A 22,220-nucleotide genomic window follows, 5' to 3' on the forward strand; every position below is an offset into this window, starting at 1 on the left:
ACGTTACTTGTATAATTATGTATCATAAAAAATATCCTTTTTTGTACAGATTATACCATAGATTCTAAACAGGTTCTAAGACAGAGATTAGCGTTTCGCCCATAACCGCTGGAGTTTCTGCTACTTTAATACCACAAGCTTCCATCGTTTTAATCTTTTCAGCAGCAGTTCCTTTACCACCAGAAATGATTGCACCAGCATGGCCCATACGTTTGCCTGCAGGCGCTGTTTGGCCACCAATGAAGCCTACAACAGGTTTTGTCATATTAGCTTTCACCCATTCAGCTGCCTCTTCTTCCGCTGTACCACCGATTTCACCAATCATAATTACAGCATGCGTTTCTTCATCCTCATTAAATGCTTTTAACGCATCAATAAAGTCCGTACCGTTAACTGGGTCCCCACCGATACCTACAGCAGTAGATTGGCCAATACCTTCTTGTGTTAACTGATGTACAGCCTCATACGTTAATGTACCAGAGCGAGATACGATACCTACATGACCTTTTTTATGAATGTAACCTGGCATAATACCAATTTTGCATTCATCAGGCGTAATAACACCAGGACAGTTTGGTCCAAGTAAACGTGTATGTTTACCTGCCATATATCTCTTTACGTTTACCATATCTAATACAGGAATTCCTTCAGTAATACATACTACTAAATCGATTTCTGCATCAACTGCTTCCATAATTGCATCAGCCGCAAAAGCGGGTGGAACGTATACAACTGAAGCATTTGCGCCTGTTGCTTTCACTGCATCTTCTACAGTATCAAATACTGGTACACCTTCAATATCAGTGCCACCTTTACCTGGCGTTACACCACCGACAATTTTCGTACCGTATTCAATCATTTGTTTTGTGTGGAATAATCCTTGAGAACCTGTAATACCTTGAACAATAACTTTTGTATCTTTATTAACTAATACGCTCATTTTTCTCCCCCGCTTTCTATTAGCCCACTAGTGAAACAATTTTTTGTGCACCGTCTGCCATAGATTCTGCTGCAACAATATTTAAGCCAGACTCATTTAAAATCTTCTTACCTAACTCTACGTTTGTGCCTTCAAGACGTACAACTAAAGGCAATTCAAGACCTACTTGTTTCGTCGCTTCAATAACACCTTCTGCGATAACATCACACTTCATAATGCCACCAAAAATGTTAACGAAGATACCTTTTACATTTTTGTCAGAAAGGATAATTTTGAATGCTTCTGTAACTTTTTCAGCTGTTGCACCGCCACCAACATCTAAGAAGTTAGCTGGATCGCCATGGTAATGTTTAATGATATCCATTGTAGCCATCGCTAAACCTGCACCATTAACCATACAACCGATATTTCCATCTAAAGGAATGTAGTTTAAGTCATATTTAGAAGCTTCAATTTCTTTCGAATCTTCTTCATCAAGATCACGAAGTTCTAAAATGTCTTTATTGCGATATAAAGCATTAGAGTCAAAGTTTAATTTTGCATCTAATGCCATAACTTTACCGTCACCTGTTGTAACAAGTGGATTAATCTCCGCGATAGAGCAATCTTTTTCGATAAACGCACGGTATAAGCCCATCATAAACTTCACAGCTTGTCCTACAAGCTCTTTTGGAATATTGATGTTAAATGCGATTCGGCGCGCTTGGAAGCCTTGTAAGCCTACTGCTGGATCAATATATTCTTTAAAGATTTTTTCAGGTGTTTGTTCTGCTACTTCTTCAATTTCTGTTCCACCTTCTTCAGATGCCATTAAAACAACTTGAGAAGTTGCACGATCTAAAACTAGACCAACATAATATTCTTTTTTAATATCGCAACCTTCTTCGATAAGTAAGCGTTTTACTTCCTTACCTTCAGGACCTGTTTGATGTGTCACAAGTGTAGTTCCTAAAATGCTCTCTGCATATGTACGAACTTCATCTAAATTTTTTGCAACTTTTACTCCGCCAGCTTTGCCGCGTCCACCAGCGTGAATTTGTGCTTTTACTACACATACATCCGTTCCTAATTCTTTCGCTGCTTCTACAGCTTCTTCTACTGTAAATGCAACCTTCCCGTTCGGAACGCTAACCCCATAGCTTCTAAGGACTGCCTTACCTTGGTACTCATGGATATTCATGGTCCCATCCTCCCCTGTTTTCCTGTTTTACTCGAAAAGTTTTTTAATGTTTAAAAAACATTACATTGCCATTGTATAAGATGATTGGCACGCTGTCTACAATAAAGTGTCAGAAAACTGAAATCGCTTTATTCTTTTTTGAAAATAGTAATGTTCATATACCAAAATAAAAAAATAAGCTGCATATTCGCAGCTTATTTTTGAATCATATCTTTAATTGGTGCAAACGATTTCCGATGTTCTTCTAATACTCCATGCGCTTCAATCGCTTCTAAATGTTGTTTTGTACCATATCCCATATGTTGTTCAAATCCATATGCAGGATACTTTTCTCCAAGTTCTTTCATCATACGATCTCTCGTTACTTTCGCAATAATGGATGCAGCTGAAATAGAAATACTTTTCGCATCACCTTTAATAATGGATGTTTGCGGAATTGGTGTAGGAAGTTTCATCGCATCAATTAATAAATACTCTGGTGCACAAGATAAATTCGCAACAGCATCTAACATCGCTTGTTTCGTCGCTTGATAAATATTTATTTCATCAATAATTTGTGGTGATACAATTCCAACTCCAATTGCAATTGCTTGTGCTTTGATTTCATCATAAAAACGCTCTCGCTTCGCCTCACTCAGCTTTTTCGAGTCATTTAACCCTGGAATATAAAAACCTTCCGGAAGGACAACAGCTGCCGTCACGACAGGCCCAGCTAGTGGCCCACGCCCTACTTCATCTATACCCGCGATAAGTGTAAGCCCTTTTTCACGTAATGCAATCTCGTACCTAGACATTTCGAAAAACTTTTCTTTTTCTTTCTGCGCTAATTCTTTTTGTTTATGCCACTTCAAAATGAGCTTTTGTATCCCTTTTCGCTCGTCTTTCATTAATAGTTGAAAGCGATCATCTTCTTCACTCATTATTTCATGCAGTAAACGTTCCGCTTCTTGAATAGTCACTTTTTGCATTCATGCCACTCCCTTTATATACAAAAAAGAAAAGACGTACTAACGCACGTCTTATACTTCTTCTATTTTTTCTACATCTTCTGTCTGCTCTGCAAACTCTTCCGGTGTTTCAAACGTCATTTTTCCAAGTTTTCCACCACGAAGCTCACGAAGTACAAGCTCAGATGTCTTATCATAATCAATCATTCCGCCGCCCATTAAACAGCCTCTATTTTTTCCAATTGCATCGAATAACTCTACAATATCTTCTGGAATTTCATTTAAATTATATCGCTCTTTCAAACGTTCTGGATAATGTTTCTCCATAAAACGTAGTGCGTAAACAGCAACATCTTGTAAATTTAAAATTGAATCTTTAATTGCGCCTGTTGTCGCTAAACGAAGACCCACTAGTTGATCTTCAAATTTAGGCCATAAAATACCAGGTGTATCTAACAGTTCCATTTCCTTCCCAACTTTAATCCATTGTTGAGCTGTTGTCACACCAGGGCGATCTCCTGTTTTAGCAATATTTTTCTTCGCTAACTTATTAATTAACGTAGATTTACCAACATTCGGTATACCTACAATTAATGCACGAATCGCTCTCGGTCTAATACCTTTTGCAGCCATTTTATCAAATTTTTCTTTCACCAACACTTTACAAGCCGCTGCAATTTCCTTCATACCTTGTCCAGCTTGTGCGTTAATTGAAATTGCCATTTGGTCTTTTTCTTTAAAATATGCGATCCATTGCTTTGTTAAACGATCATCTGCCATATCTGCTTTATTTAAAACAACAAGCCTCGGTTTATGTGTAATGATCTCGTCGATCATTGGATTTCGAGAAGATAAAGGTAATCGAGCATCTACAAGCTCAATTACAACATCAATTAACTTTAATTTTTCTGTTACTTGGCGTCTAGCCTTTGCCATATGTCCCGGGAACCATTGAATTACCATGTTGCCACCTTCTTTTTCTTTTATTTCACAATACGAGCATCTTTTAACGGCCAATATAGTATATTTGCTTTTCCAATCACTTGGTCCATTGAAATTGTACCAATCGAGCGACTATCTTTACTAAAACGACGATTATCGCCTAAAACAAATAATTGACCTTCTGGAACAGTTTTCTTCCCTGTCATTTCTTCAAGAGTAAAATCATATGTAAGCGGTCCGTCAGCAATTTGTTTTTTCTGCTTGTCTAAATACGGCTCCTCATAAGCCTTTCCGTTAACATATAGTTTATCATTACGATACTCTATTTCATCGCCTGGCAGGCCGATAATACGCTTAATATAATCCTTATCTTCCGTTGCTCGGAATACGATAATATCAAATCGTTTCGGATCTCCTATGTGATAACCAATTTTATTGACAATCATTCGATCGCGATCATGTAAAGTAGACGCCATCGACACTCCATCTACGAGAATTGGCGCAAAGAAAAACTGTCTAATAACACCCGCTAATACAACAGCAATCAAAATTGCCTTGATCCATTCCCAAAGTGAACTCTTTTCTTTCTTCATGCATTTCCCCTCCACGATTATGTAAGCTGCTCGTATTATATCAAAATTTTATATAGATTGGAAAAAGGGAGCTTGTGCATTTACAAGCTCCCATACATGTCTTATCGAATTTCTTTAATACGTGCTTTTTTACCGCGAAGGTTACGTAAGTAGTATAACTTAGCACGACGTACTTTACCACGACGAAGTACTTCAAGTTTCGCGATTCTTGGCGTGTGAACTGGGAATGTACGCTCAACACCTACACCGTAAGAAATCTTACGAACTGTGAATGTTTCACTGATTCCGCCACCACGACGTTTAATTACAACACCTTCGAAAAGCTGAATTCTTTCACGAGTTCCCTCAACTACTTTTACGTGTACACGTAAAGTGTCTCCAGGACGGAATGAAGGAAGGTCAGTTTTTAATTGGCCTTGAGTAATTTCTGCGATTAATTGTTGCATATTAAATTCTCTCCTTTAAACAGATGCTCTTATAAAGTCTTAATAAATTACAGCGGAACATCGTTAATACGGCCACTGATTTCAGTAGCACAAGTGTTATAATAGCATATTGCTAGGACTGTTGCAATAGAAAATATATCTAGCCCTTACTTGTCTTCTTTAATCTGTTTTAGCCATTTCACTTCTTGCTTAGATAATTCTCGTTCTTCTAGTAAATCCGGTCTACGCGTGTACGTACGACGTAGTGATTCTTTGTGTCGCCATTCATCAATATTTTTATGATTTCCTGACATTAATACATTCGGTACCTTCATACCACGAAAATCAGCTGGACGTGTATAATGAGGATGCTCTAATAAACCTGTACTAAACGAATCCTCAACTTGTGAAGCATGATTTCCTAACACTCCTGGCAGAAGACGCACGACACTATCAGTAATAACCATAGAGGCTAACTCTCCGCCGGTTAATACGTAGTCACCAATAGAAATCTCATCTGTTACGAGATGCTCACGAATTCGTTCATCGTACCCTTCATAATGACCACACACAAAAATAACATGCTCTTCTTCAGCAAGCTCTTCTGCCTTCTTCTGCGTAAAACGCTCTCCTTGTGGACACATTAAAACAACTCTCGGTTTACGTTCTGTTTCCTTCGTTAACTCTTCCACTGCATCAAAGATAGGCTGAGGGGTCAATACCATCCCAGCTCCACCACCATACGGATAATCATCTACGCTATTATGCTTACTCGTTGTATAATCGCGGAAATTGACAACACGAAGCTCTACCGCTTCTTTTTCTTGTGCTTTCTTTAAAATTGAAGATCCAAACACACCCGTAAACATATCTGGAAACAATGTTAAAATGTCAATTTTCATTATAGCAATCCTTCCATTACATGAATGGTTACTAATTTATTCTCAATGTTAACTTGAAGTACAACATCATCAATATAAGGAATTAATAGATCTTGACCTTTTGGACGTTTAATTACCCAAACATCATTTGCACCAGGAGATAAAATTTCTTTTATTGTTCCTAACGCTTCTCCTTCTTCCGTTACAACACTGCAACCAATAATTTCATGGTAGTAGTATTCGCCTTCAGCTAGTTCGCCTAACTGCTCTTCTGGTACTTTTATTAAAGAACCTTTAAACTTCTCTGCTTCATCTACATTGTTGTATCCTTCAAATGTTAATAAATCAAATGTCTTATGTTGACGATGAGAAGTTACTTTCACCGGAAGGTAGTCTGTACTTTTCTCATTACTTATGTATAATGTGTTTCCTACTTTATATCGCTCTTCTGGAAAATCAGTACGAGAAATAACACGAATTTCTCCTCTTACGCCATGAGTATTTACAATTTTCCCTACGTTAAACCACTTTGTCATAAATAGTATGTCACCCCTGGTTTCTATATAAATTAAGCATTTCCATTTCATATATGGAACATGCAACTTCTCTTTAAATGTTAAAAAAGGGAGAGGAAATAACTCCTCGCCCTTTTTACGTTTATTGAATTTCCAGTGTTACTTTTTCATCATTATGATGTCCCACTGAATACAAGAGCATTCGAATTGCTTTTGCAACTCTCCCTTGCTTTCCAATGACTTTTCCAACATCCTCAGGATGTACAGTTAATCGATACTTTATCTCTCCGTTGTAAAGTTCCTGTGTAACTTTTACATCTTCAGGATGATCGACAAGAGGCTTGACAATCGTCTCGACTAACTTCTTCATAGTCATTGCCTCAATTACTTACCTTGTTTAGATAAGTGGAATTTCTCCATGATACCTTGGTTAGAGAATAAGTTACGAACTGTATCAGATGGTTTAGCACCATTTCCTAACCATTTTAATGCTGCTTCTTCGTTGATCTTAACTTCAGCTGGTTGAGCAACCGGATTGTAAGTACCGATCTCCTCAATGAAACGTCCGTCACGAGGAGAACGAGAATCTGCAACAACTACACGATAGAAAGGAGTTTTTTTAGCTCCCATACGTTTTAAACGAATTTTAACTGCCATTTATAAAGCACCTCCGAATTTATTTCACACAGATAATTATATTAGCAAAAAGACTATTGCTTTGTAAAGTATTTTTTCTTAACAGAGCCATCTTTTTTCCTTACATGAATGGAAACTTCAATCCACCTAGTCCTTTTTTCTTACCTTTTTGCATTCCAGTCATCGTTTTCATCATCTTTTTCATATCATCAAATTGCTTGATTAAACGATTGATCTCTTGTACCGTTGTACCGCTACCTTTGGCAATGCGCTTTTTGCGACTAGCATTGATTATTTCCGGTTGTTCTCGCTCTAATTTAGTCATAGAACGAATAATTGCCTCAATATGCCCAATTTGTTTTTCATCAACTTGCGCATTTTTCAGCCCTTTAATTTTATTTGCACCAGGAAGCATTCCTAACAATTCATCAAGCGGTCCAAGTTGACGCACTTGTCCAAGTTGTTCTAGGAAATCGTCAAGCGTAAACGAAAGCGTACGCATTTTTTGCTCAAGTTCTTTTGCTTTCTCTTCATCAACTGTAGCTTGCGCTTTTTCAATTAATGTTAAGACGTCTCCCATCCCTAAAATACGGGATGCCATACGCTCTGGATGGAACGCTTCAATCGCATCTAGTTTTTCACCCATACCAGCAAATTTAATCGGTGTATTTGTTACAGCTTTAATAGATAATGCCGCACCACCGCGCGTATCACCATCTAATTTCGTTAATACAACACCCGTTAAACCTAACTGTTCATGGAAACTTTGTGCAACATTTACCGCGTCTTGACCCGTCATCGCATCGACAACAAGGAAAATTTCATCCGGTTTCGCAACTTCTTTCACTTTCGCTAATTCATCCATTAGTTCTTCATCAATATGCAGACGACCCGCTGTATCGATTAAAACATAATCGTGATGATCTTCTTTTGCTTTTGCAATCGCTTGTTTCGCAATTTCAACAGGACTTACTTGATCTCCTAAAGAGAATACAGGCATGTCCAATTGCTTCCCTAATGTTTCAAGCTGTTTAATCGCTGCTGGACGGTAAATATCCGCTGCAACAAGCATTGGTTTACGATTATGCTTTTTACGAAGCAAATTCGCAAGCTTACCTGTCGTCGTTGTTTTACCCGCACCTTGCAGACCAACCATCATTATAACAGTCGGTGGCCTATTAGCAACAGCAATTTTGCTTTGCTCTCCGCCCATAAGTTCTGTAAGTTCTTCCTGTACGACTTTAATTACTTGTTGTCCAGGTGTCAAACTTGTCATTACATCTTGTCCGACAGCACGTTCAGACACACGCTTTACAAAATCTTTTACTACTTTAAAGTTAACGTCCGCTTCTAAAAGAGCTAGACGAACTTCTCTCATCATTTCTTTCACATCGGCTTCAGAAACTTTTCCTTTGCCGCGGATTTTTTGCATTGTCTGTTGAAGTCGGTCGGCTAATCCTTCAAATGCCATATTGCCGCCCTCCTAATCTAATTTTTCGATAGCTTCAACAACTTGTTTCATTTCTTCATTCACATGCTCTTCTTCGCTGATTAGCTGTTTTAGCTTTGCAACAAGTCGCTGTCGCTCTTGAAACTTTTGAAGTAATACTAATTTATCTTCATATTCTTCAAGCATCGCTTCAGTCCGTTTAATGTTATCATACACGGCTTGGCGACTTACATCAAATTCTTCCGCAATTTCACCAAGAGATAAATCATCTAGATAATAAAGCGACATATAACTTCTTTGTTTTTGCGTTAACAACGATTGATAAAAATCAAATAAATAGTTCATTCTCGTTGTTTTCTCGAGCATGTTGGATCATCCTTTGTTAAGTGATTTCCCTTTACATGAATTAGTTTACATGGAGTACAAAAGAGTGTCAAGTTTTTTTCTTAACATCACATATTTTTTATAGAAAAAGAAGCGGAAAATACCGCTTCTTTCACTTATACTTCTTCTGTTTCTACTAAGTTCGCAAATAAACCATACACATATTGTTCTGGATCAAACTGCTGTAAGTCATCCATTTGCTCCCCTAATCCAACAAATTTCACCGGTACATCCATTTCGTTACGAATCGCTAATACAATACCACCTTTAGCAGTTCCATCTAACTTCGTTAAAACAATACCAGTAACATTCGTTGCTTCACGGAATGTTTTCGCTTGACTTAAACCGTTTTGTCCTGTTGTTGCATCAATAACAAGTAATACTTCATGAGGAGCCCCCGGTACTTCACGCTCAATTACACGCTTCACTTTCTCTAACTCTTTCATTAAGTTTACTTTATTTTGTAAGCGCCCTGCTGTGTCACATAGTAATACGTCTACTTTACGTGCTTTCGCAGCTTGTACAGCGTCATACATAACCGCCGCTGGATCAGATCCTGATCCTTGTTTAATCACTTCTACACCAACGCGATCGCCCCATACTTCTAATTGTTCAATCGCTCCCGCGCGGAATGTATCTCCTGCCGCCAATAGGACAGACTTACCTTCTGTTTTGAATTTATGTGCTAGTTTACCAATCGTCGTCGTTTTTCCTACGCCATTAACACCGACAAATAAAACAACTGTTAATTGATCCTCTTGCATATTAATTTCGTTGCTAAATTCACTGTCACCTTTGTAAATTCCTACTAACTTTTCTGAAATAACAGCTTGTACTTCTTTTGGATCCTGGATGTTACGACGTTGCACTTCTTCTTTCAATTGATCAATTAATTCCATTACCGTCGAAACTCCGACATCTGCACCAATTAAAATTTCTTCTAGTTCCTCAAAGAAATCTTCATCTACTTTACGATAACGATAAACTAAATCATTTACTTTATCTGCAAACGAATTTCTCGTCTTTTCTAACCCTTGTTTAAATTTCTCTGTTACCGTATCTGTTTGTTTTGAAATTTTTTCTTTTAATTTTTTAAAAAAGCTCATACTGTCCCATCCTTCCTAATTACTTGCCACTAGTTCTTCTCCATCATCTAAACGAACCGAAACAAGTTTAGATACCCCTGACTCTTGCATCGTTACACCGTACAATACGTCAGACTCTTCCATTGTACCTTTTCTATGTGTAATGACAATAAACTGTGTCTCATCACTAAATTTCTTTAAATACTGTGCAAAACGGGCAACATTCGCCTCATCAAGAGCCGCCTCTACCTCATCTAGTACACAGAATGGAACTGGACGCACTTTTAAAATACCAAATAGCAGCGCAATGGCTGTTAAAGCACGCTCTCCACCTGAAAGTAAACCTAAGTTTTGCAGTTTCTTCCCTGGCGGTTGCGCTACAATATCAATACCAGTATTTAATAAGTCCTCTGGATTCGTCATGACTAAATCCGCTCTACCGCCTCCAAATAATTCAGAGAATACTGATTGAAACTCCATTCGAATTCCTTCAAACGTAGTAGAAAAGCGTTTTTTCATCTCTTCATCCATTTCAGTAATAAGTTGGTGCAATGTCGTTTTCGCTTCTTCTAGATCATCTTTTTGCTCCAGTAAGAATGTATGACGCTCTGCTACACGCTCATACTCTTCAATTGCCCCTAAGTTTACTGTGCCTAACTCTTCGATGGATAGTTTAATTAGTTTCACCTTTTTACGTGCATCCTCAGCAGGCATTATCATTGTATACTTCAATTTTGCTGCTTCAAATGAAATTGTATATGTTTCACGTAAATGCTGTAATCTATTTTCTAACTCTACATCAAGTCGGTTTATTTTTACTTCTTGATCTTTCAACATCTCAAGAATGTATTTATGCTTACCTGTTGTTTCTTTTAGGTTACGCTCTAACTGTTCTACTCTCTCTTGTAACGATACGCGTTGTTCGCGACGAGAGCGAATTAACTCTGAAGTTTGATTACGATCATATGCTTTCTTCTCAATCATATTCGTAATTTGCTCTTCACCACTTGAATTCGATGTCATTTCTTGTTTTAAAAATGCTAAATCCTCTTTCGTTTTGACAAGCGTTGCATCCGTTTCTTCTTTTTCTTTCGTCAATCGTTCAACTTTTTCTTTTTGATTAGATAAGCGTTGTTGCTTTTCAGCCGCCAACACTTTCAACTCAGTCATTTCTTTTTGAACTTTTTCTTTCGAAGAATGCTGCTCACTTTTTTGTTTAGTTAAAGCGACAATTTTGCTATCTAATCCCGTAATCTCTGCTTGAAGAGTCGCTAAAATCTTTTCTAACTCTTCTTTACGCCCTTGTATCTTCACTTGATCTTGTAAGAATCCTTCAATCTCTAAATCGTAAATAGATAAACGATCATTAATACGATGTTCTTCTAATTCTAAGCGATTAATTTCTTCTCTTAATTTCTGTTCATCTACACGCTCTACTTCTACACTTTGCCTTAGTTCGCGTATTTGCACTTCTCTTTCTTGAATCTCTTGCTTTACTGCTTTAACAAAGTTTTCTAACTTCGTTGTTTTCTCTTCCATATCAGTTAACTTGCTCGTCCACTCTTCTAGTTCACGTTGACGTCCTAATAAAGAAGATTTTGCCTGTTTTACCGCTCCACCTGTCATAGAACCACCAGGGTTCACTACATCACCTTCGATTGTTACAATGCGATAACGGTATTGCAGTTGTTTCGCTAACTCATTTGCCCCGCGTAAATCTTTCGCAACAATAACAGTACCTAATAAATTCGAAACTACATTTTCATATTTATTGTTATATTGCACAAGTTCTGCCGCCACACCTACAAACGATGGGTGTTGATTTACAATACGTAATTGTTCAAATGATAACGATCTACTTTTAATAACAGCTTGCGGTAAAAACGTTGCTCGCCCATGTTTATTTTGTTTTAAAAACGCAATTGCATTACGAGCATGTTCTTCTTTTTGTACGACAATATGCTGCATTGCTGCACCTAGAGCAATTTCCATTGCAATTTCATATTCTTTCGGTACTGTTAGCAGTTCTGCGACAGCACCCTCGATGCCTTGCAACTTATTTTCTCTAGCTTTTAATACTTCACGTACTCCTTGATAGAAACCAGAGTAATCTTCTTGCATCTCTTCTAGCATTTCTTTTCGGGAACGTGCCTGTTCTACAAATTGATACGCTTGATACAGTTTTGTTTCATTTTCACTATACTGCGTCTTGCATTTCCCAAGTGCCGCTTCTGTCTTTTGTATATTCGAAAGGATACCAGCTACTTTTTCTTTCACTTGTTCATAACTTTCCACAAGCTTCGTCTTTTTCGCGGTAATTTCCATACGCATTTCTACATATTTCGCATTTTCTTCATCAAGGCGTTCATTTTTAGAGTTTTGTTGTTTAGATTGTTCTTCAATCATAGATAACTCATTGCGATGACTAGCTTGTTGATTTAAAAGTTCAATATAGTCACCTTTTAAATTCTCAATTTGTTCCTCTAAATTGTCAGCAAAAGTTGCAAGCAGTAACTCATTATCATGCAATTTCGTTTCCAACTCTTTTACTTGATTTACAAATTGCATCAACACTTCTGTACTGGATTCAATTTCACCATCATAACTTGTAGCTTTCTCTGTTAATTCAACAATTAACTGCTCGAGTTGCGCACAATGCGTCGTTGCATTTTGTTTTCTCTCTTTTAATAACTCACGCTGTCCTTCTAACTTTTCTAGCTCTTTACTAGAAAGAAGAAGTACTTCTTGTAAGGAATCTACAGACTCATCTACTGCTTGTAATTGTCCTCGTAATTCCTCTAGCTCTTCTTCACCTTTTTGTAAATGCGTTGACATTTTAGCTTCTTCGTTTTTATTATGTCCAAACTGATTTCGAAGCGCTTCCCATTTCTCATGTAATTCTTCAATTTCATGTACAATAAGCGCCGCTTCTACTTTCTCTAATTCTTCTTTTTTCTCAAGATAATCTTTCGCAATAGAAGCTTGTCTTTCTAAAGGTTCTACTTGACTACTTAATTCGTGAATGATATCTTGTACACGATTTAAGTTTTCTTGTGTATCTGCTAATTTTGCTTCAGCTTTCTTTTTACGAAGTTTGTATTTCAGCACTCCAGCAGCTTCTTCAAATACACCACGACGTTCTTCCGATTTACTACTTAAAATCTCTTCAACTTTCCCCTGGCTAATAATCGAAAAAGCTTCTCTTCCCATACCAGAGTCCATAAATAAATCGATAATATCTTTCAATCTACATGATTGTTTATTAATATAAAAATCACTATCACCAGAACGAGATACACGACGTGTTACACACACCTCATTATATTCAATCGGTAAACGTTGATCTTCATTATTTAAAGTTAATGTTACTTCAGCAACATTAACTGCTCTTCTCGTATCACTGCCCGCAAAAATAATATCTTCCATCTTTGCACCACGTAACGATTTTGCAGATTGTTCACCAAGTACCCAGCGAATCGCATCAGTAATATTACTTTTCCCACTTCCATTAGGTCCTACTACAGAAGTTACACCTGGGACAAAATCAACAGATACGCGCTCAGCAAACGACTTAAATCCTGCTATTTCTAATCTTTTTAAAAACACGAAAGGCCTTCCTCCTATTCTCCGTTGTTATAACTGTTATCTATACAAAAACGAGCTATTATACGGATTTCCCTTCCCTTTATTCACAAACAAAAGAAAGTTTCATTCTATGCATAAGGAATCCCCCTCATTCAAAGGGGGATTCCTTATAGTTGTTCTTTTAATTTTTTCAATGCTTCTGCAGCAGCTTGTTGCTCTGCTTCTTTTTTCGACTTGCCACTACCAAGACCTAAAGCCACGTTATTTAACGTAACACGTGACACAAATTCTCGGTTATGAGCCGGTCCTTTTTCTTGCAAAATTTGATACTCAATATTGCCACTACCATCACGCTGAATCAACTCTTGTAATTGACTCTTATAATCCATCACATGAGAAAAAGCACCTTCATTAATTTTCGGATATACAACTTCTTTTAAGAATCCCCAAACTGTTTCAAGCCCTTGATCAAGATAAAGGGCACCAATAAACGCTTCAAAGACATCCGCTAATAAAGCTGGTCGTTCACGTCCACCCGTCATTTCCTCGCCTTTTCCTAATAAAACAAGGCTACCAAATGACAATTCGTTTGCAAAACGAACAAGAGATGGTTCACATACAATAGCTGCACGTAGTTTTGTTAACTCTCCTTCGCTCATTGTCGGATATTTTTGAAACAGATACTGCGATACAGTGAGTTCCAATACAGCATCACCAAGAAATTCAAGACGCTCATTGTCCTCATGCGGTTTTTTTCGATGCTCATTCACATACGATGAATGCGTAAATGCTTGAATCAATAATTTTTCATCTGAAAACGTAATACCTATTTCTTCTTGAAATACTTTAAACGCTTCACGATATTTTGTTTCATATTTTTTTTCTCTATGTTTTCGGTACGGCATAAGTCCCTCCAGATATAAGCCGAGAAGCCCCGCTAAAAAACGGGACTTCACTTAAGCATTATAGATGACTCTCTATGTAAGTCACAGCATCGCCAACAGTAGCAATCTTTTCAGCATCTTCATCAGAAATTTCCATTTCGAATTCATCTTCCAATTGCATTACAAGTTCTACTACATCTAGGGAGTCTGCGCCTAAATCTTCTTTAAAGCTCGCAGCTGGTACTACTTCAGTTTCTTCTACACCTAAACGATCAACGATGATTTTTGTTACACGCTCTAAAACATCTGCCATTCCATTCACCTCCCCTCAAATATTATATTAAATATTGGCCAAAAAAACTAGCTGAAATCAATTCTTTTATTACATTACCATACCGCCATCAACATTTAACGTTTGACCTGTAACATATTTGCTTTGATCAGAAGCAAAGAAAGTTACAGCATTTGCGATATCCTCCGCTTCACCAAACTGAGCTACAGGAATTAATTTTAACATTTCAGCTTTTATATTTTCATCTAATACGTCTGTCATATCTGTGGCAATAAACCCAGGAGCAATTGCATTTACAGTAATATTACGGCTCGCTAACTCTTTTGCGGATGTTTTTGTTAATCCAATTACACCCGCTTTAGCAGCAACATAGTTTGCTTGTCCTGGATTACCTGTTACGCCAACAACAGAAGCGATATTAATAATACGCCCATGACGTTGACGCATCATATATCGAGATACTGCCTTCGTACATAAGAATACACCTTTTAGGTTTGTATTAATAACTGTATCCCATTCTTCTTCTTTCATACGCATTAATAAATTATCTTTTGTTACACCTGCGTTATTTACAAGAATATCAACTTGTCCAAAAGTATCTACAGTTTGTTTCACCATATTTGTAACGTCTTCAGCATTTGCAACATCTGCTCTTACAGCAATTGCATCCGAACCTAATTTCTTTATTTCATCAACTACTTCATTTGCCTTTTGCTCATTACCAGCATAATTTACTACAACATTTGCCCCTTGTTTCGCTAAATCAATCGCAATCGCACGACCAATTCCACGTGAAGCGCCAGTTACTAATGCTACTTTCCCTTTTAACATCAGTTTTCTCCTCTCAAATTTGAAATGGTATCTTTTAATGTCTCTTCATCATATATCGCATATGCTTTCACTGATGAATCAATTGACTTCATAAGTCCAGCAAGTACTTTCCCCGGTCCAATCTCAATAAATGTATCTACCCCTTGACTCACCATATTTTCAATGGACGGGTACCATAAGACAGGCGAATAGAGCTGTTCAATTAGCTTTTCTTGAATATGTGTACCGCTTGTAATAACGTCTGCTGTTACATTTGCGATAACAGGAATATTCGTATCTTGAATTGTAATTTCATTTAGGACACTTTGGAACTTCTCAGCTGCCGGCTTCATAAGTGAAGAGTGGAACGGTCCACTTACCTTAAGCGGAATTGCTCTCTTTGCACCATTTTCTTTCGCTCTTTGAGAAGCAATCTCGACTCCTTGCTTTGTTCCAGAAATCACAATTTGCTTCGTACTATTCATATTAGCGATTTGTACTGCATATCCTTCACTTGTTACTTCTTCTGTAACTTGTTTCAGCATATGTGGATCAGCACCTAAAATAGCCGCCATTGCACCTTCTCCGCCAGGAACAGCTTCTTCCATATATTCCCCACGTTTCCTTACAGCGTATACAGCGTCTTCAAAAGTTATTGCACCCGCTGCTACAAGAGCGCTATATTCACCTAAACTATGTCCTGCAACAAAGTCTGGTGTAATATCATACTCTTTCAAAGCTGTCAAAATAGCAAAACTCGTTGTTAATAAGGCAGGCTGCGCATTTGTCGTTAACGTAAGCTTTTCCTGCGGTCCTTCAAAAATCACTTCTGAAAGTGAATCTTGCAACACCTCATCTGCTTTTGCAAACACATTTGCAACCTCTTTATTATTCTCCGCTAACTGTTTACCCATTCCAACTGCCTGTGAACCTTGGCCCGGAAAAAGAAATGCTAGTTTTCCCATTTCAAACCCTCCTCTTATTGGAGTGGCTCTTTCTCCATTACACTTGAAATAGTAGGAATTACTTCTTTCGCTACCATTTCTCTCGTTTGACGAATCGCACTAAATATCGATTGGTCATTGGAAGAACCGTGAGCCTTAATGACAGGAGCTTTCAATCCAAACAATGCCGCTCCCCCATACTCCGAATAATCCATTTTATCTTTTAATACCATAAGTTTTGGCTTTAATACCGCTGCTGCTAATTTACTCGTAAACGAACTCATTAACTGCTCTTTTAACATAGAGAATAATGCAAGTGCCGTTCCTTCTAATGATTTTAGCGCTACATTCCCTGTAAAACCATCACACACAACAACATCTGCTACACCTTGCAATAAATCTCTTGATTCAACGTTCCCAACGAAATGAATTGGGGCATCCTTAAGCATTGCAAAGACTTGTTTTGAAAGCTCGTTCCCTTTGCCATCCTCTGTTCCAACGTTCAAAAGTCCAACGCGAGGATTTTTAATTCCTCTTACTTTCTCAGCGTATACAGATCCCATTACTGCATATTGATATAAATGAATTGGTTTTGCATCAACGTTCGCTCCAACATCTAACATAACAAAACCTTCTCCATCAACAGTTGGCATTGTAGGGGATAAAGCTGGTCGCTCAATTCCTTCCATACGACCTACAACAAACAATCCAGCCGCCATTAAAGCTCCTGTACTACCAGCTGATATACAAGCATCCGCTACGCCGTCTTTCACTTGCTGCGCTGCTAGTACCATTGAAGCTTGTTTTTTTCGACGAACCGCTCTTACTGGTTCATCTGTCGATTCGATTTTTTCATCTGTATGAAGTATAGTAATTCGTTCTTCACTCGTTAAGTATTGACGAATTTCCTCTTCTTTCCCTACTAACGTAATATGTAAATCAGAATATTCCTTAATAGCTTTCATTGCTCCTAATACGACAGCCTTTGGAGCGTGATCGCCGCCCATTGCATCTATTGCGATTTTCATAAGTTGTTACCTTCCTCACTATAATTACTAGATCGATACATTTCAAAAGTGCCTGTAAAAACAAGTTCTTCTCCAACAAAGCTACGCACTTTTACAACGGTCCGTCCTTTATCATTCTCTACATCTTCAACGCGTGCTTTTGCAACAACACGCTCTCCTAATTTTACAGGACGAATGTATCGAATGGTAGACTTTGCAGTTAAAGCTAATTCTTCATCAATAACTGCAACAGCTAGTGAGTTTGCTTGTGCAAACAAATGATGCCCACGGGCAATCTGATTTCTTTTAAATACGTGTTCTACCTTCACTTCAAAGATAGAAATCGCATGTCTATCTAATTCTATATCGATAATTTCTCCGACAACCTCTTCTAACGGTAAAGATTTCACATCTTCTTCATGTTGCTTCGTAGCTACATGTTTAATTCTTTCTCTTAATTCAGGAATAGATAATTCCATACGATCAAGACGTACGGTTTGTATACTCACTTGAAATTTTTCTGCTAAATCTTCATCCGTAATAAAAGGATTCGTTTCTATTGTTTGTTGTAATAATTCTTGTCTTTCTTTTTTACTTCTTCTTTTTTTCATACCGCACCATCCATTTTTATGACTAGGTACTAACAGTAGTATATAATCATTAAAAGTAGAATGCAACAAAAACTTTTGTTGCCTCTCTTTAATCGAGCTTCTCTCCTTGGAACACACCTGTCCCGTCAAGATAAGTACGCAACGAAGCATATTGATCATTATGCCAAAATGCTTCAGAATCTACTAGTAACGCCGCATCTTGTCTCGCAGTTTCTAACGCTCGGTAATCATGTACCATATCAGCAACCTTAAATTCTGGTAAACCACTTTGCTTACTTCCAAAGAAATCTCCAGGACCTCTTAACTCTAAATCTTTTTCTGACAATACAAATCCATCGTTCGTTTCGGTCATAATACGCATTCGCTCTTTTCCCGTTTCCGATTTTGGATCCGCGATTAATAAACAATATGATTGTTCACTACCACGCCCAACACGTCCCCTGAGCTGATGAAGCTGCGATAAACCGAAACGTTCTGCATCATAAATAACCATTACAGTCGCATTCGGTACGTTCACACCTACTTCAACAACCGTTGTCGACACAAGAATTTGCACTTTATTTTCACTAAATTGTCCCATTATCTCTTCTTTTTCTTGAGATGATAATCTTCCATGCATTAATCCGACTTGACATTTCCCTTGATAATGATGAGTCAGCATACTATGTAAATCAATCGCATTTTGTACATCAAGTTTCTCCGATTCTTCAATAAGGGGACAAATTACATATGCTTGTCTTCCTTTTTTTATCTCCTTCTCCACAAAACCAAGAACTCGATCTAACATATCATGTTTTGCCCAGTATGTTTCAATTACCTTTCTACCAGCTGGCATCTCATCGATTATAGAAACATCCATCTCTCCAAATGCAGTAATTGCTAACGTACGCGGAATTGGGGTCGCTGTCATAAATAATACATCTGGACTTTCACCTTTCTCCCTTAAAACTCGTCGCTGCGCTACACCAAATCGATGTTGTTCATCAGTAATAACGAGACCTAACCTATGAAAGATAACTTCATCTTGAATTAAAGCATGTGTTCCGACAAGGATATCTATTTCTCCTTGTTCTAATTTAGCCAAAATCTCTCGACGCCTTACACCTTTAACAGAACTTGTTAGCAATTCAACCTTCATACCAAAGTGTGAGAACGTCTCTGCGAGCGATTGATAATGTTGCTCCGCTAAAATTTCTGTAGGAACCATTAAAGCACCTTGATAATGTGCTAATTTCGCTGCATAAAGGCCAATCGCTGCAACGACTGTTTTCCCAGAACCTACATCACCTTGCAACAGACGATTCATCCGATAAGGAGATGTCATATCTTTCATAATTTCATCTACTACCCGGCTCTGTGCACCAGTTAACGGAAACGGAAGTGCATCGATAAACTCTTGCAATTCTGCTGAAGGAATTTCTTTTTTCGTCCCTTTCGAATTTTCCCTCTCCATTTTCCGTAATGTTTGCATTTTCAGCTGAAATAAGAAAAACTCCTCATATACAAAACGGCGACGTGCTTGTTTTAAATCTTCCTGCCCTGCTGGAAAATGCAACGCCCGAAGCGCTTCATAACGCGGCAATAATTTATATCGACTTAGCAATCCATCAGGCAACACTTCAACTATAGATTCTCCATACTCCTTGAATGCTTGGGCAATAAAACGGCGCATCTGTTTTACTGTAAGTTTCCCTTTCACTGAGTATACAGGCTCTACTTCTTGTTGACGCGCAACCGGTCCAAAATGAAGCTCTGATACCGCAATCGTTTGACGATGCTGATCCCATTTACCAGTAATCGTTACCGTTTCATCTAAGTTTAACTTCTGCTTATAGTACGGCCTATTAAAACATACAGCTGTAATTAAATAACGACCGACGAGGACACGAACCGTAAGACGCGACTTCTTCTTCCCATAATATTGTAGTAAAGGAGCACTATGAACTTTCCCTTCAACTGTTACCCGTTCATCATGCTTTACTTCAGCAAGATCTTTCATCGCATAATCTTCATAACGGTACGGAAAATGTTCTAATAGATGAGAAACTGTATAAATTCCCATCTCGTGTAGTAATTCAGATGTTTCTCCTCCGATTCCCTTTACATCCGTAACAGGAACTTGTACAACTTCATTCAAGATTCTCACGCTCCGTCACATTATTTTCTTTGATTCATTATCCATTAACGCGATTAACATCTGTAATCGCTCTATTTCACCTTATATATTCTATCATAGGCATTCTAAGAGAAACTACTCAAATCCCTCATAAGCAACACGAAAGAAAAGAGCCTCACTATTAGCAGCAAGGCTCTTTTTTATCTTCAATATGCTAGCCTTTTGAATAAAAACTAGTAATAAACTTCATATTACTACTTCTTATCCATTAGCAAGTAAGCAATCCATTTATTTTCAAAACGAATTTCTTCTTATTCTACAGAGAAGATGAAAGAATACACCGGTTGGTTTCCAGCATGCACTTCTACTTCTGCGTCTTCAAAGTTCTCTTCTACAAATTCAACTAACTCAGCTACTTCTTCGTCAGTTGCATCTTCACCTTGTAGAATCGTTACGATTTCAGAATCTTCATCAATAAGTGCTTCTAGTAATTGCTTTGCAGCTCCTACTTTTGCAGCATTTGTTGATACGATTTTTCCATCTGCGATACACATGAAATCATCTTTTTGAATTGCTACACCATCAATTTCCGTATCACGTACCGCATACGTAATTTGACCGGTTTTCACATGAGATAAAGCTTCTTTCATGTTTTCTTCATTCTCTTCTAACGTTCCAACTGGATTAAATGCTAACATTGCAGCCATACCTTGAGGAACTGTTTTTGAACGAATCACAATCACTTCTTGATCAACAACTGACGCTGCTTGTTCTGCTGCCATCACGATATTTCCGTTGTTCGGTAAAATAATGATTTTTTCAGCGTTCGCTTCTTCAATCGCCTTCACAATATCCTCCGTACTTGGATTCATCGTTTGGCCACCTTCGATCACTTTCGTCGCGCCAATGCTCTCAAATAAAGTTTTGATACCAGATCCCATAGCTACAGTGACGATACCGTACGGTTGTTTCTCTTTAGACTGGCTAGTCGGCTCAGGCATCATAGTAGGCTCATCTAATAAAGCAGTATGCTGTTCACGCATATTTTCTACTTTAATCTTAATTAAACTACCATAGCGTTGTCCATAATTCATAGGATCTCCAGGATGTTCCGCATGAATATGAACCTTAACAACCTCATCATCTGATACAACAAGTAGTGAATCTCCGTATACACTAATATCTTCACGGAATTTTTGTTCAGAGAAATTATGTTCTTTCATTTTTTCAGGCTCTAATTTCACCATGAATTCCGTACAATATCCATACTTTATATCTTCTGTACTCAATTGGCTTTGTACACTACGGTGATGTTCTGCGCGTACCATGTCATTCATAGATGGTTGGGCAGATACATTAGAAGAAATCGTTTCTCCTTTTAAGTCAGCTAAAAATCCTTCATATACAACAACAAGACCTTTACCACCGCTATCTACAACGCCAACTTGTTTTAATACAGGTAATAAATCTGGCGTACGATTTAACGATGCATTCGCTTCTTTCACAACGTCTTCCATAAACAAAACAAAGTCGCGCTGTTTTTTCGCAACTGTCACTGCATATTTACCCGTTTCTCTTGCAACCGTTAAAATCGTTCCTTCAATCGGTTTCATAACCGCTTTGTAAGCCGCTTCTACCCCAGCATCTAAAGCTGCAGCAAAATCAACTGTTGTTAATTCTTCTTTTTGTTCAATGGATTTAGAGAAACCACGGAATAACTGAGATAAAATAACCCCAGAGTTACCACGAGCTCCCATTAATAATCCTTTGGCTAAACTTACACCGACTTTACCAGCGTGCTGTGAAGGGTTTGCTTTCACTTCACGTGCGCCTGAAGTCATTGATAAGTTCATGTTTGTACCGGTATCGCCATCTGGAACTGGAAATACGTTTAATGCATCAACAAGCTGAACATTATTTGTTAAATTATTCGCTCCTTGCATGATCATTTGTGATAAACGTTTCCCATCAATTTTTTGAATTGACACAGATT

At 37.9% G+C, this 22,220-nt stretch carries 22 protein-coding genes; all 22 read right to left on the bottom strand.

Features of this window, described 5'->3' with window-relative positions; translation table 11 throughout:
- Window positions 1–64 precede the first annotated feature (64 nt).
- The 22 genes from sucD to PDL00_RS09785 all read right to left on the bottom strand — a co-directional run bounded on the left by sucD (window position 65) and on the right by PDL00_RS09785 (window position 22,215).
- The gene (gene sucD / locus PDL00_RS09680; RefSeq protein ID WP_270728838.1) at window positions 65–940 is read right to left on the bottom strand and encodes a succinate--CoA ligase subunit alpha; all 876 of its coding nucleotides are present in this window, start codon (window positions 938–940) and stop codon (window positions 65–67) included.
- A gap of 19 nt (window positions 941–959) precedes the next feature.
- The gene (gene sucC, locus PDL00_RS09685; RefSeq protein WP_001020792.1) at window positions 960–2,120 is read right to left on the bottom strand and encodes an ADP-forming succinate--CoA ligase subunit beta; all 1,161 of its coding nucleotides are present in this window, start codon (window positions 2,118–2,120) and stop codon (window positions 960–962) included.
- 194 nt (window positions 2,121–2,314) lie between these two features.
- Window positions 2,315–3,088 (bottom strand): ribonuclease HII, encoded by a 774-nt coding sequence (locus PDL00_RS09690; protein ID WP_242250665.1) that lies wholly within the window; start codon window positions 3,086–3,088, stop codon window positions 2,315–2,317.
- Window positions 3,089–3,139: 51 nt separating this feature from the next.
- The gene (gene ylqF / locus PDL00_RS09695) at window positions 3,140–4,030 is read right to left on the bottom strand and encodes a ribosome biogenesis GTPase YlqF (RefSeq protein WP_000236692.1); all 891 of its coding nucleotides are present in this window, start codon (window positions 4,028–4,030) and stop codon (window positions 3,140–3,142) included.
- 20 nt (window positions 4,031–4,050) lie between these two features.
- On the bottom strand, window positions 4,051–4,602 hold the full coding sequence (gene lepB, locus PDL00_RS09700) for a signal peptidase I (RefSeq protein WP_000711857.1): 552 nt from the start codon (window positions 4,600–4,602) through the stop codon (window positions 4,051–4,053).
- A 101-nt stretch (window positions 4,603–4,703) separates the two neighbouring features.
- Window positions 4,704–5,048 carry a 50S ribosomal protein L19 gene (rplS, locus tag PDL00_RS09705; RefSeq protein ID WP_001186518.1) on the bottom strand — a complete coding sequence of 115 codons (345 nt, stop codon included), beginning with the start codon at window positions 5,046–5,048 and terminating at the stop codon, window positions 4,704–4,706.
- Window positions 5,049–5,194: 146 nt separating this feature from the next.
- Window positions 5,195–5,929 carry a tRNA (guanosine(37)-N1)-methyltransferase TrmD gene (trmD, locus tag PDL00_RS09710; protein ID WP_270728845.1) on the bottom strand — a complete coding sequence of 245 codons (735 nt, stop codon included), beginning with the start codon at window positions 5,927–5,929 and terminating at the stop codon, window positions 5,195–5,197.
- Window positions 5,929–6,444, bottom strand: coding sequence for a ribosome maturation factor RimM (gene rimM / locus PDL00_RS09715; protein WP_000170282.1), 516 nt, complete (start codon window positions 6,442–6,444; stop codon window positions 5,929–5,931). The genes trmD and rimM overlap by 1 nt, the downstream gene beginning before the upstream one ends.
- 121 nt (window positions 6,445–6,565) lie before the next feature.
- The gene (locus PDL00_RS09720) at window positions 6,566–6,793 is read right to left on the bottom strand and encodes a KH domain-containing protein (protein WP_000737399.1); all 228 of its coding nucleotides are present in this window, start codon (window positions 6,791–6,793) and stop codon (window positions 6,566–6,568) included.
- Window positions 6,794–6,807: 14 nt separating this feature from the next.
- Window positions 6,808–7,080, bottom strand: coding sequence for a 30S ribosomal protein S16 (gene rpsP, locus PDL00_RS09725; protein WP_000268750.1), 273 nt, complete (start codon window positions 7,078–7,080; stop codon window positions 6,808–6,810).
- Window positions 7,081–7,180: 100 nt separating this feature from the next.
- Window positions 7,181–8,530 (bottom strand): signal recognition particle protein, encoded by a 1,350-nt coding sequence (ffh, locus tag PDL00_RS09730; RefSeq protein WP_000863466.1) that lies wholly within the window; start codon window positions 8,528–8,530, stop codon window positions 7,181–7,183.
- Window positions 8,531–8,542: 12 nt separating this feature from the next.
- Window positions 8,543–8,875, bottom strand: coding sequence for a putative DNA-binding protein (locus tag PDL00_RS09735; RefSeq protein ID WP_000891061.1), 333 nt, complete (start codon window positions 8,873–8,875; stop codon window positions 8,543–8,545).
- Window positions 8,876–9,009: 134 nt separating this feature from the next.
- Window positions 9,010–9,999: a signal recognition particle-docking protein FtsY gene (gene ftsY / locus PDL00_RS09740; RefSeq protein ID WP_000007660.1), complete on the bottom strand. Its 990-nt coding sequence runs from the start codon at window positions 9,997–9,999 to the stop codon at window positions 9,010–9,012.
- Between the two features lie 15 nt (window positions 10,000–10,014).
- A complete protein-coding gene (smc, locus tag PDL00_RS09745; RefSeq protein ID WP_270728852.1) occupies window positions 10,015–13,584 on the bottom strand; it encodes a chromosome segregation protein SMC in 3,570 nt (1,189 codons plus the stop codon).
- Between the two features lie 146 nt (window positions 13,585–13,730).
- A complete protein-coding gene (gene rncS, locus PDL00_RS09750; protein WP_001146868.1) occupies window positions 13,731–14,468 on the bottom strand; it encodes a ribonuclease III in 738 nt (245 codons plus the stop codon).
- 58 nt (window positions 14,469–14,526) lie between these two features.
- Window positions 14,527–14,760 (bottom strand): acyl carrier protein, encoded by a 234-nt coding sequence (gene acpP, locus PDL00_RS09755; protein WP_000786062.1) that lies wholly within the window; start codon window positions 14,758–14,760, stop codon window positions 14,527–14,529.
- Between the two features lie 69 nt (window positions 14,761–14,829).
- Window positions 14,830–15,570, bottom strand: a complete 741-nt coding sequence (fabG, locus tag PDL00_RS09760; protein WP_061678211.1) for a 3-oxoacyl-[acyl-carrier-protein] reductase — start codon at window positions 15,568–15,570, stop codon at window positions 14,830–14,832.
- Complete coding sequence (gene fabD, locus PDL00_RS09765) at window positions 15,570–16,514, bottom strand: ACP S-malonyltransferase (RefSeq protein ID WP_061678212.1); 945 nt, start codon at window positions 16,512–16,514, stop codon at window positions 15,570–15,572. The genes fabG and fabD overlap by 1 nt, the downstream gene beginning before the upstream one ends.
- A 14-nt stretch (window positions 16,515–16,528) precedes the next feature.
- Window positions 16,529–17,521, bottom strand: a complete 993-nt coding sequence (plsX, locus tag PDL00_RS09770) for a phosphate acyltransferase PlsX (protein WP_046956482.1) — start codon at window positions 17,519–17,521, stop codon at window positions 16,529–16,531.
- On the bottom strand, window positions 17,518–18,111 hold the full coding sequence (gene fapR / locus PDL00_RS09775) for a transcription factor FapR (protein ID WP_000747352.1): 594 nt from the start codon (window positions 18,109–18,111) through the stop codon (window positions 17,518–17,520). The genes plsX and fapR overlap by 4 nt, the downstream gene beginning before the upstream one ends.
- An 88-nt stretch (window positions 18,112–18,199) precedes the next feature.
- Window positions 18,200–20,248, bottom strand: coding sequence for an ATP-dependent DNA helicase RecG (gene recG, locus PDL00_RS09780; RefSeq protein ID WP_262740389.1), 2,049 nt, complete (start codon window positions 20,246–20,248; stop codon window positions 18,200–18,202).
- A 290-nt stretch (window positions 20,249–20,538) separates the two neighbouring features.
- Window positions 20,539–22,215 (bottom strand): DAK2 domain-containing protein, encoded by a 1,677-nt coding sequence (locus PDL00_RS09785; protein ID WP_000027124.1) that lies wholly within the window; start codon window positions 22,213–22,215, stop codon window positions 20,539–20,541.
- Between the last annotated feature and the right edge of the window lie 5 nt (window positions 22,216–22,220).

The sequence above is a fragment of the Bacillus cereus group sp. TH152-1LC genome (assembly GCF_027710505.1).
Classification (GTDB): Bacteria; Bacillota; Bacilli; order Bacillales; family Bacillaceae_G; genus Bacillus_A; species Bacillus_A mobilis.

What these genes read in the sequence shown, in the direction of transcription:
- sucD (WP_270728838.1), bottom strand. Translation starts at nt 940, where the DNA reads ATGAGCGTATTAGTTAATAAAGATACAAAAGTTATTGTTCAAGGTATT.
- sucC (WP_001020792.1), bottom strand. Translation starts at nt 2,120, where the DNA reads ATGAATATCCATGAGTACCAAGGTAAGGCAGTCCTTAGAAGCTATGGG.
- PDL00_RS09690 (WP_242250665.1), bottom strand. Translation starts at nt 3,088, where the DNA reads ATGCAAAAAGTGACTATTCAAGAAGCGGAACGTTTACTGCATGAAATA.
- ylqF (WP_000236692.1), bottom strand. Translation starts at nt 4,030, where the DNA reads ATGGTAATTCAATGGTTCCCGGGACATATGGCAAAGGCTAGACGCCAA.
- lepB (WP_000711857.1), bottom strand. Translation starts at nt 4,602, where the DNA reads ATGAAGAAAGAAAAGAGTTCACTTTGGGAATGGATCAAGGCAATTTTG.
- rplS (WP_001186518.1), bottom strand. Translation starts at nt 5,048, where the DNA reads ATGCAACAATTAATCGCAGAAATTACTCAAGGCCAATTAAAAACTGAC.
- trmD (WP_270728845.1), bottom strand. Translation starts at nt 5,929, where the DNA reads ATGAAAATTGACATTTTAACATTGTTTCCAGATATGTTTACGGGTGTG.
- rimM (WP_000170282.1), bottom strand. Translation starts at nt 6,444, where the DNA reads ATGACAAAGTGGTTTAACGTAGGGAAAATTGTAAATACTCATGGCGTA.
- PDL00_RS09720 (WP_000737399.1), bottom strand. Translation starts at nt 6,793, where the DNA reads ATGAAGAAGTTAGTCGAGACGATTGTCAAGCCTCTTGTCGATCATCCT.
- rpsP (WP_000268750.1), bottom strand. Translation starts at nt 7,080, where the DNA reads ATGGCAGTTAAAATTCGTTTAAAACGTATGGGAGCTAAAAAAACTCCT.
- ffh (WP_000863466.1), bottom strand. Translation starts at nt 8,530, where the DNA reads ATGGCATTTGAAGGATTAGCCGACCGACTTCAACAGACAATGCAAAAA.
- PDL00_RS09735 (WP_000891061.1), bottom strand. Translation starts at nt 8,875, where the DNA reads ATGCTCGAGAAAACAACGAGAATGAACTATTTATTTGATTTTTATCAA.
- ftsY (WP_000007660.1), bottom strand. Translation starts at nt 9,999, where the DNA reads ATGAGCTTTTTTAAAAAATTAAAAGAAAAAATTTCAAAACAAACAGAT.
- rncS (WP_001146868.1), bottom strand. Translation starts at nt 14,468, where the DNA reads ATGCCGTACCGAAAACATAGAGAAAAAAAATATGAAACAAAATATCGT.
- acpP (WP_000786062.1), bottom strand. Translation starts at nt 14,760, where the DNA reads ATGGCAGATGTTTTAGAGCGTGTAACAAAAATCATCGTTGATCGTTTA.
- fabG (WP_061678211.1), bottom strand. Translation starts at nt 15,570, where the DNA reads ATGTTAAAAGGGAAAGTAGCATTAGTAACTGGCGCTTCACGTGGAATT.
- fabD (WP_061678212.1), bottom strand. Translation starts at nt 16,514, where the DNA reads ATGGGAAAACTAGCATTTCTTTTTCCGGGCCAAGGTTCACAGGCAGTT.
- plsX (WP_046956482.1), bottom strand. Translation starts at nt 17,521, where the DNA reads ATGAAAATCGCAATAGATGCAATGGGCGGCGATCACGCTCCAAAGGCT.
- fapR (WP_000747352.1), bottom strand. Translation starts at nt 18,111, where the DNA reads ATGAAAAAAAGAAGAAGTAAAAAAGAAAGACAAGAATTATTACAACAA.